The following is a 9099-nucleotide window of genomic DNA, read 5'->3' on the forward strand; positions in this document are numbered from 1 at the left end:
TGGTCCAGCTTCAGGCCGCCGAACTCCGTCCGCCAGCGATAGTAGGTCGGCTCCGTCACGCCGATCGCCCGCACAGCATCGGCCACCGTCTTGCCCTGGCCAACCAGAACCTCCGCCTGGCGCAGCTTCGCCACGATCTCCTCAGGCGTATGCGTCTTCCTCTTCGCCATCTCCGCCTCCCAAACGCAGCCGCCGGACTACATCACCGGCGGACCGCTTCTAGGGGGTCAGGTCACAATCGCCACGCTTCATCGGCCCGGCGTGATGCGGGTGACCAACAACACGATGCGGGTAATGATGCGGAATATCCCGGGCGCGACGTTCGACCTGGCGGCGGCCACGCTGTCGGTGGGAGTGATGAAGAGTCGGGTGCCATAGTGCGGCGAAAACAGAACGGACCGTGGAGCGGCAGCGCCGCTACCCCCGATTTGAAGTCAATTGATCAACTCATCGCCGCGGCAGCAGATCTGGCGCGTCAGCCGGCGTCGGTTGCCGCTCGAGTTCCGCAATCAACCTTTCCATTTGCCCGATCTCCCGCACCTGAGCCGCAATGATCCCATCGGCCATTTCACGGACGCGAGCGTCGCGGATGTGCGCCCGTTCGCTCGTCATGATCGCGATGGAGTGGTGCGGGATCATCGCGCGCAGATATGAGACGTCGTCGACGGTTTCCTGGCTTCGTACGAGCCAGAGTGCAGCGGCGAATGCCACGACGCTTGCCGCAAGTATGGCCGCGTTCGCTCGCGCATTCCGGTACATCGCCAGCATGAACAGCAGCATGATTGCCGCCATAGCCGCACCCATCACGACGGCCATCCATGCGCGAGTCTGGCTGAAGAACACATGGGCAAAGGCGTAGGTGTTGAGGTACATCAAACCAAACATCACGACTGTGGATGTCAGGATCATTGCGCCGAACCGTAGATAACTCATCTGCCGCGCCTCCTTTCCAGTCTGTTGAACGCCAAACGCCTGAGATCCACCCAGCCCTGCCGGCAGCTAATCCAATTGCGTCGATCGCAGCCGAAGCGCGTTGCCGACGACGCTGACCGAGGATAGCGACATGGCGGCGGCCGCGATGAGTGGTGACAACAGGATGCCAAAGAACGGGTAGAGCGCCCCTGCCGCGATCGGCACCCCCAACGCATTGTACGCGAAGGCGAAGAACAGATTCTGCCGAATATTGCCCATCACCGCCTGCGACAGGCGCCTGGCGCGCACGATCCCCATCAGATCGCCGCCGAGCAACGTGACGCCGGCGCTCTCGATCGCGACGGCGGTGCCCGTGCCCATGGCAATGCCGACTTCCGCAGCCGCAAGCGCTGGCGCATCGTTCACGCCATCGCCCGCCATTGCCACGCGCCGACCCTCGGCCTTCAGCCGTTCGACGATGCGCTGCTTGTCCTCGGGCAGAACCTCAGCCTCCACCTCCGTGATGCCGAGACGCTTGGCCACCGCTTCCGCCGTCGTGCGATTGTCACCTGTCAGCATGACCACCCGCACGCCATCTTTGGCAAGGCTGGCGACGGCGGCCTGCGTCGTCTCCTTGATCGGGTCGGCCACGGCGACGATGCCGAATGCCTGGCCATCCACCGCAACGAAGAACACCGTCGCGCCGTCCGCCCGCAGGCGCTCGGCCTCCGCCGCCTGAGAGGCGACATCGACGCCGGTCTCTTCCATCAGTCGCATGTTGCCGACGGCGACCGCGCGGCCTTCCACTGTGCCGGTGACTCCACGGCCCGTGGGTGCGTCGAAGCGCTCAACGGACGGTACGGCGATGCCGCGCTTCTCGGCGGCCCGTACCACGGCCTCCGCAAGCGGATGCTGGCTGGGTCTTTCCAAGCCAGCAGCGAGGCGCAGCACCTCCTCCTCCGCGATCCCTTCTGCCGGCACTACGGCCACCACATCGGGGCTGCCCTTCGTCAGCGTGCCAGTCTTGTCGACGACCAGCGTGTCGATCCGCTCCATACGTTCCAGCGCCTCGGCGTTCTTGATCAGCACGCCCGCCTTCGCGCCACGGCCCACGCCGACCATGATGGACATCGGCGTGGCGAGGCCCAATGCGCAGGGGCATGCGATGATCAGCACCGTCACCGCCGCCACCATGGCGTAGGCGAGCCGTGGTTCTGGCCCCCAGATGGTCCAGGCGGCGAAAGCAAGTGCGGCAATCGCCACGACCGCCGGTACGAACCAGCCTGCAACCTGGTCCGCCACCCGCTGAATCGGCGCCCGCGAGCGCTGCGCACCCGCAACCATGCGGACGATCTGCGCCAGCACCGTATCCTGCCCGACGCGATCGGCGCGCATGACGAAGCTGCCCTGGCCGTTCAGCGTGCCGCCAACAACCTCATCGCCGACGGCCTTGGCGACCGGCACTGCCTCGCCGGTGACAAGACTCTCATCGACGTTGGAGCCGCCTTCCAGCACCTCGCCGTCGAGCGGCACCTTGTCGCCGGGGCGCACGCGCAGCCGATCACCAGCAACAACCGAAGCGAGAGCGACGTCTTCCTCCGAACCATCTTCGCGCAGTCGTCGGGCCACCTCGGGCGCCAGATCAAGCAAAGCGCGGATGGCCCCACCGGTCTGTTCTCGCGCGCGCAATTCCAGCATCTGGCCGAGCAGCACCAGCACGACAATCACCGACGCAGCCTCGAAATACACGGCAACCGAACCATCCCCGGCGCGGAAGGCCGGCGGGAAGATTCCGGGTGCTGCGGTCGCCACCACACTGAACACCCAGGCGACGCCGGTACCGAGCGCGATCAGCGTGAACATGTTGAGGCTTCGGTTCACCAGGCTCTGCCAGCCGCGCACGAAGAAGGGCCAGCCAGCCCACAGCACGACGGGGGTGGCGAGCGCGAATTGCACCCAATTGCCGATCTGCGGCCCACCAGGAAAATGCATCCCGGTGAGGTGGCCGCCCATCTCCAGGAGAAAGACCGGCAGGGTAAGTACGAGCCCGATCCAGAAGCGGCGGGTGAAGTCCACGAGCTCGGGATTCGGGCCGGTCTCCACGGTCGGCGTTTCGGGCTCCAGCGCCATGCCGCAGATCGGGCAGCTGCCCGGACCCGGCTGCCGAATCTGCGGGTGCATCGGACAGGTGTAGATGGTGCCGGGCGCCACGGCCTCGGTGCGCAGCACCGGCTTATCGTGGAGGTATTTGCCGGGCTCGGTGACGAACTTCGTGCGGCAACCTGCTGAGCAGAAGTGGTAGGCTTTCCCAGCGTTCTCGGCGTGATGCACGGTCTTGGCTGGGTCCACATCCATCCCGCAGACTGGGTCCTTTACGATGAGGCTGGCGTCGCTGTGCGTCGCGTGTGACATCATTTGGCTCCTAAAGCCGAGTCTCGCTCACTCAGGCGACGCGCGCCCCAAAGACATAGCGGCGGCAGCAAAACCCATTGCAGCAGAGGGGTAACGCCCGTCCCGACCCAAGGAAGGCGTGGCATAGCCGAAGCGTAAGCCCAGGCGCCGCGCCATTCGACATTCCACCACTCGCTGAACACCGTGTAGGCGACGCCGATCAACGTGGCCGCCAGGAGCACGCGACCAAAACGCTCCTCCGGCCAACGCCAAGAGCGATGCACCAGGACGGCAAGACCAAGCGACAACAGCGCGATCAGCGCATCTCCGCCCGTGCAGTGCAGTACGGCAAAGGCTTGCTCGCTCCGGCTTGCGGTGCGCCACAACGTGTAGAGCGGCAGGTGCGCCACCTCCCACAGAAGGTTGGCTGCCAGAATGAGCGCCCCATACCAGAGCGCTAGCCGCCAACGCGGTGCCATACGGCGACCGACCTGGGAGATGATCGCGAGCAACGGCGTGCATGTGTCACGCCTGGTGGTGCCAAGGCCCATAGGGCCGGTTCCTTCGGTCGGTTGGGTGCACCCCCGGGCATCCAACAGACCGGATTGATTTGAATCGTCGGTCTGCAAGGCGATGATGTCATCGGGCTTGGGCGTCGCAAAACCTGGCGTGGGGCTGCTCGACGCGCCGGCGTTCGGCACTGGCCTGCCTTGAACCATCCTACCTGTGCATTTGCGACGGCATGCCCTGGCCGGGCGCCATCGGCATACCGGGCGTGGCCTGCTGTGGCATGCCCTGACCGGGCGTCATTGGCATACCGGGCGTGGCCTGCTGTGGCATGCCCTGACCGGGCGTCATTGGCATACCGGGCGTTGCCTGGCGTGGCATGCCCTGACCGGGCGTCATCGGCATGCCGGGTGCGGCCTGCGGCGCCATGCCCTGGCCGGGCATCATCGGCGTCGCTTGAACGGGCTGGGCCTGCGCCAGCGTGCCGCCGGCGCTCATGAGGGCCGTGACAGCGGAAGCAATCAGAATCGTGCGACGCACGGGAATTCCTCCTTGGCTGGCTCTTCTGCAGTCTGCCGTCGATCGACGTCGGTGCATTTCGGCGACACGACAAAACATGTCCTGGTCGCCTCAAGGCGCGATGGGCTTACCGCTCTCTATTCACCGGCTGATATGCATCGCCGATGAGAAAGCATGTCAGCAGCAGCAGGACTTCTTCCCGGTAGACGGATGCTGCTTGTTCGCCTTTGCGGTGTGCTGAATGGCTTCACCTACCAGAGCGTCGGCCTTCACAGCGTGATCAGCGGCTTTCTCAGGATCGCCCGCCGCAAGGTGCTTGGCGGCTTCCTTGTGGTGCATCGCCGCGCTGTCGCAGCACGATGCCGCGGTGGTGTGGTGCTTGGATATTTCTGATGCGTTTTCCATGTTTTTCTCCGCTTTCTGTCGAGATTCGGTAAAGCCGAATGAGACGCGAGCTGCCAAACCGTACGGCCTGGATCGGCGCATTGCTGGCTCTAGTAACGGCAATGCGCTCGGCGTGGTTTTTGTGTTTTATGGCGCGACGGCCATCCGTCGACTTAGCCAACTTCAAACAACGCTGCGATCATCTCGGGCGTTGCGCCCTCGGGAAAAGAAATCTCGCGCAGTGCCACATCGACTATGACCCCGGCGGCGGGGGACCACGGCGCGCAACATAGCGATCCGGCTGCGGCGAACAGGTTTGCGTACGAAAGATAGCTTGGTTGAAGGTGAAGACGATCTGAGCGTCCGGAATATCGGCCTGGGGCAACTTTCGTCCCTCCGCCACGTTGATTTAGTCGACGAAAATACAAGGTGGGGCTTATTCACCCCATGCTCAAGAACGAATTTTCCGATGTTTGGAGGAGGTGTGACATGTTGCTGAATGATTACGTTGCGTCACGTTTGCTTGCCCTATCCGCAGTCACGACATTGAGTTTTGCTACCGTTGCGGAAGCCCAGGTGTCCGGGCAGGGGCCGGGTCCAGGCGGCAGCATGATGGGCGGCGGCTGGGGATCGGGGATGGGCTATGGAATGGGCGGGTTCGGTGGAATCGGCGTCCTGGTGCTCGCCTTGGTCGTCGTGGGTATCGCTGTCATCGCCTTCCGTCGCCGCAAACCGTAATTATAGTCTCCGATGCCATGTTTGGGGCAGTTAAACGCCACTTAGCGGCTCGCGGCGCTATTGTCTGACTGGTGGCGGATAGAACGAACGCCAGGCCGAGGCTCCAGCCTTGAGACCGCTTGTAACCGGTCGCACTCCCTCCGCCAGTTCCCATACGAGCCGTGCTCTCCGCCTGACCGGACGCCGCGCTGAGTGGCAGCTTTCCAGGGGTTTTTGGGGCAGACCTGTTGACTGGCCCGGCGCGGAGACGGCGGAAAATCGCTCTCCGGAGGCCAATTCTCTCCGGACCTCCTGACCTGGGCGATTTAGTGCGGATCCCAAAAACCTAGGTCAAAAGCCGGTTTCAGCGCGCTCGGCGCTTGCCGTGGTTCGAACCCCACTTGCCCGAAATCCGTACTTCGAGAGCGAACACTTTGGGACGGATTACTACCAAATCCCGTGGCGCGTGACACACGAGGGGGATTCCACGACGCGGCCGCGATGTGATTAGTCCCGACCTCCTCGAGCGCGCCTTCGAGCTGTTCGGCGAGACCCCGCTTGTCACTGAAACGTCGTCAGGCGGCCACCACGCCTGGTACCGCGCCAACGGTGACGGGTGGCGCCAGGCAGCACAGAACTCGCCCGACCGCGAGATCCGGCCCTGGCCGCAGGACTTGCACCAGGGCGTAGGCGAGTAGGTGACGAAGCGGCGCGTGCCGTGACGGGAGTTTTTCGTCGTACCGATTCCTCGCATCACAGCCAAAAGTCGAGCCTCACACTGTCTGCTGCGCTTGCCGTGTGCGCGACATCGCCAACCAGAGGATGGCCAGCGCCGCGATGCCGAGCCAGGGCAGCAACACCGCGTTCAAGGTCTGCCAGCCAAGCTGCTGCAGGAGCACGCCGGCGGCGAGCGCGGAGGCGAGGCTGACTGCGAAGATCGTCAGGTCATTCGTCGCCTGGGCGCGCGCCCTCTCGGCCGGCGTATAGGTCTCGGTGAGCAGTGTCGTTCCGCCGATGTAGAGAAAGTTCCATCCCACACCGAGCAGCACCAGGGCGCCCAGGAACGAGCCAAACCCGGTCCCCGTCAGCGCCATGCCGACATGGGCGGAAAGCACGGCGACACCGCTGAGCATGATCCGCAGCACGCCGAACCGCGCGATGAGCGAGCCGGTGAAGAAGGATGGCAAAAACATACCCAGCGTATGCGCCTGGATGGCGCGTGCCGCGTCGCCGATCCCATGCTGGTGCTGCAGCATGGCAAGCGGTGTCGCCGTCATGGCCAGGATCATGACGCCATAGCCGGTCGCAGCGCCGAACAGTGCGATCAGGTAGGCGGGCTGGCTGACGATGGCACGCAGCGGGCGAGCCGGCTCAACCACGGTTCCAGTCATCGCCGCCGCCGGAGCCGCAATGCGTAGACCCAGCAACAGCCCCGCGGAGAGCAGGCTGACGACGGCCAACAGCAGGAACGAGCCGATGAACTCCACCGCGAGCAACGGCCCGCCCAGTCGGCCCAGTTCCGGCCCGACGATGGCCGCGAACACACCACCGGCGAGTACATAGGCGATGGCTCGCGGGCGGAAGGAGGCGTCCGCTACCTCGGCCGCGGCAAAGCGATAGAACTGCGCATGGCCCTGATATGCGCCTATCAGCAGCGTGCCGAGACACAGCAGCATGAGCGAGCCGAGCGCGATCCCGGCCGCGCCCACCAGCCCCCCCAACACACCGAAGACAGCACCCATTATGAAGCCGGCGCGGCGGCCCCACTTGGCCATCAGCAGCGAAGCAGGAAAGGTCGCCGCCGCGGTGCCGAGGAACATGGCTGCGATGGGCGCGGTGGCGAGCCAAGGCTCGGACGCGATGCGCGACGCCGCCAACGCGCCCACCGTCATAACCAGGGCGGAGGCGGTCTGGAACAACGCCTGTGCGATGGCGAGGAGCGCGACGTTCCGGGTCTGGCGTGCTTCGGCCATGTTGCTGTCGTCCTTGATCTGATCAGTGCACACGCGGGGGCAAAGATGGCTTGCGAAGTTGCAAGGCGATGAAGGCGGCGCCGAAGGTGGTGTGCCACCCCAGCCATGCATCCGCGGCAACCGTCAGCCGGGCAAGGGTCGCACTGGGCGGATGAAAGACAGCGCCGCGAACCTCCTAGACGAGCAGCCCCGCACCCTCGGCCGCGCGGCGCAAATCCGCGGCCGAGTGGAAGGCCGACCGCCGCCAGAGCCTGGAGCCGAGCCAGCCACGGATGCGGTCGCGCGCCGCCCAAAGGCTCCAGCGGCCGAGTTCGCCGATCACAAGCCGACCACCCGGGCGCAGCACGCGGGCCATCTCACGCCATGCCACCGTCTCGTCGGCGTCCGTCTGGACCTGATCGACGGGCGGATCGAGGCGTTGCCGCTGGTCGCCAGCAGGGCCGCGAGCACGATGAAGACGATGCGCAGCAACCCGCGAGGGAAGCGGACGGCGGGGCCGGCCAGGGAGCGGTGGCCATCCTGGCCGCCGTTTCGTGGCGGCGCGAGACGCGGTCCCGGATACCAGATCCTACTTCGGATGGTTGCGCATAAGTGCTGCATGCCTTCGGTGTTGCGCTTGGTTTCTTGCCGCGGGAAGCGATAAGAGAAGCCAACGAGATGCATCTGTGGTTTCCCGGCCAGATCTGTCCGGGCGCTGCTGAGTTTGTATGTTGATTGCGGTGGCGCGGCGGCGGCCCTGCGAACTCGATCGGCAAGAGGAAGCTGCCGCAATGCTGAGTGAGGCCTTATGATCGTCCCTTCTCGGCTGACGACCTTCAACGTCGTCCAGGAATCCGATCCAGAGGAACTAGACGTTCGCTCGCGCGTTGGTCCTGTCCCCAACTCTGGTCCGGGGGCTAGGCAACTTCTTGGGCTTGATGAGCCTGCTCGGCGAAGGCCCGCGGGGTCAAGTTCTGCAGTGACCCATGCGGCCGTTCCTCGTTGTACTCGCGTCGCCATGCATCCAGCCGCTCCCGCGCGTCGGCCAGCGACAGGAACCACGAGGCGTTCAAACATTCGGCCCGCAGCCGGCTGTTGAACGCTTCGATATGCGCGTTGTCCGTGGGTTTGCCGGGACGCGAGAAGTCGATCTCCACCCCGTTCAGGTGCGCCCACTGGTCCAGCATCCGGCCGGCGAACTCCGGCCCGTTGTTCACCTTCAGCGCCTTCGGCCGGCCCCGCTCGCGCGCCAGGCGACCGAGCTCCTGCACGAGGTCGAACGCCTGGAAGGTCACTCTCGGCACGATCGAGAGCGCCTCTCGCGTGTGGGCATCCAGTACCGCCAGGATCCGGATCGGCCGGCCGTCGAACAGCTGGTCGGCAACGAAGTCCATTGAAGTTGACCCGGTTTCGTGGACACCCCGAGGCTTGAGACGGAGGTGTTCGAGATGCCGAGATTCAGAGTGCCCTACCCGCCGGAGTTCCGGCGGCAAATGGTGGAGTTGGTCCGATCGGGACGAACCCCGCAGGACCTTGCCCGTGAGTTCGAGCCGAATGCGCAATCTATCGCGCACTGGGTCCGCCAAGCGGAGCGCGATGCCGGCGAGCGCCGGGATGGCGGCGCGATCAGCGCCGAGCGAGAGGAACTGAGCAAGCTCCGCCGTGAGAACCATCGCCTGCGCCAGGAGCGCGACATCCTGGCAAAGGCGGCGGCCTG

Annotated in this window: 10 protein-coding genes and 1 pseudogene; 2 read left to right on the forward strand and 9 right to left on the reverse strand. The window is 65.0% G+C overall.

The genetic code is table 11. The features are described 5' to 3' along the window. The 6 genes from E8M80_RS25315 to E8M80_RS25340 form a co-directional block, all read right to left on the reverse strand. On the reverse strand, positions 1-170 hold a 170-nt coding region (locus E8M80_RS25315), incomplete at its 3' end, for a transposase (RefSeq protein ID WP_170979650.1). 277 nt (positions 171-447) lie between these two features. Then, complete coding sequence (locus tag E8M80_RS25320) at positions 448-909, reverse strand: DUF305 domain-containing protein (RefSeq protein ID WP_240790216.1); 462 nt, start codon at positions 907-909, stop codon at positions 448-450. A 90-nt stretch (positions 910-999) separates the two neighbouring features. Beyond that, positions 1000-3324 carry a heavy metal translocating P-type ATPase gene (locus tag E8M80_RS25325; protein ID WP_240790217.1) on the reverse strand — a complete coding sequence of 775 codons (2325 nt, stop codon included), beginning with the start codon at positions 3322-3324 and terminating at the stop codon, positions 1000-1002. Then, positions 3324-4004: a hypothetical protein gene (locus E8M80_RS25330; RefSeq protein WP_206035754.1), complete on the reverse strand. Its 681-nt coding sequence runs from the start codon at positions 4002-4004 to the stop codon at positions 3324-3326. The genes E8M80_RS25325 and E8M80_RS25330 overlap by 1 nt, the downstream gene beginning before the upstream one ends. A 19-nt stretch (positions 4005-4023) precedes the next feature. Beyond that, complete coding sequence (locus E8M80_RS25335) at positions 4024-4350, reverse strand: hypothetical protein (RefSeq protein WP_137128511.1); 327 nt, start codon at positions 4348-4350, stop codon at positions 4024-4026. A 156-nt stretch (positions 4351-4506) separates the two neighbouring features. Continuing rightward, a complete protein-coding gene (locus E8M80_RS25340; RefSeq protein WP_137128512.1) occupies positions 4507-4734 on the reverse strand; it encodes a hypothetical protein in 228 nt (75 codons plus the stop codon). Between the two features lie 426 nt (positions 4735-5160). Here E8M80_RS25340 and E8M80_RS25345 point away from each other — a divergent pair, with 426 nt between their 5' ends. Next, positions 5161-5451 (forward strand): hypothetical protein, encoded by a 291-nt coding sequence (locus tag E8M80_RS25345; RefSeq protein WP_137128513.1) that lies wholly within the window; start codon positions 5161-5163, stop codon positions 5449-5451. Positions 5452-6203: 752 nt separating this feature from the next. Here E8M80_RS25345 and E8M80_RS25350 read toward each other — a convergent pair. From E8M80_RS25350 to E8M80_RS25360, 3 genes and pseudogenes are all read right to left on the reverse strand, one after another. Then, complete coding sequence (locus E8M80_RS25350; RefSeq protein ID WP_137128514.1) at positions 6204-7403, reverse strand: MFS transporter; 1200 nt, start codon at positions 7401-7403, stop codon at positions 6204-6206. Between the two features lie 175 nt (positions 7404-7578). Then, the gene (locus E8M80_RS25355; RefSeq protein WP_137128515.1) at positions 7579-7758 is read right to left on the reverse strand and encodes a hypothetical protein; all 180 of its coding nucleotides are present in this window, start codon (positions 7756-7758) and stop codon (positions 7579-7581) included. Between the two features lie 541 nt (positions 7759-8299). Beyond that, positions 8300-8779, reverse strand: a pseudogene (locus E8M80_RS25360) (integrase core domain-containing protein); the annotation flags it as partial. 51 nt (positions 8780-8830) lie between these two features. Between E8M80_RS25360 and E8M80_RS25365 the strand changes: the two are divergent. Further along, positions 8831-9099 (forward strand): transposase (locus E8M80_RS25365; RefSeq protein WP_137128516.1); only part of this gene is annotated, 269 nt, incomplete at its 3' end.

Origin of the sequence: Roseomonas sp. HF4, assembly GCF_005222755.1 — a bacterium.
In the GTDB taxonomy this organism is placed as follows: Bacteria; Pseudomonadota; Alphaproteobacteria; order Acetobacterales; family Acetobacteraceae; genus Neoroseomonas.

Bases quoted from the DNA above. Each gene is read 5' to 3' on its own strand.
- E8M80_RS25320 (WP_240790216.1), bottom strand. From the start codon at position 909: ATGATCCTGACATCCACAGTCGTGATGTTTGGTTTGATGTACCTCAAC.
- E8M80_RS25325 (WP_240790217.1), bottom strand. From the start codon at position 3,324: ATGTCACACGCGACGCACAGCGACGCCAGCCTCATCGTAAAGGACCCA.
- E8M80_RS25340 (WP_137128512.1), bottom strand. From the start codon at position 4,734: ATGGAAAACGCATCAGAAATATCCAAGCACCACACCACCGCGGCATCG.
- E8M80_RS25345 (WP_137128513.1), top strand. From the start codon at position 5,161: ATGCTCAAGAACGAATTTTCCGATGTTTGGAGGAGGTGTGACATGTTG.
- E8M80_RS25350 (WP_137128514.1), bottom strand. From the start codon at position 7,403: ATGGCCGAAGCACGCCAGACCCGGAACGTCGCGCTCCTCGCCATCGCA.
- E8M80_RS25355 (WP_137128515.1), bottom strand. From the start codon at position 7,758: ATGGCCCGCGTGCTGCGCCCGGGTGGTCGGCTTGTGATCGGCGAACTC.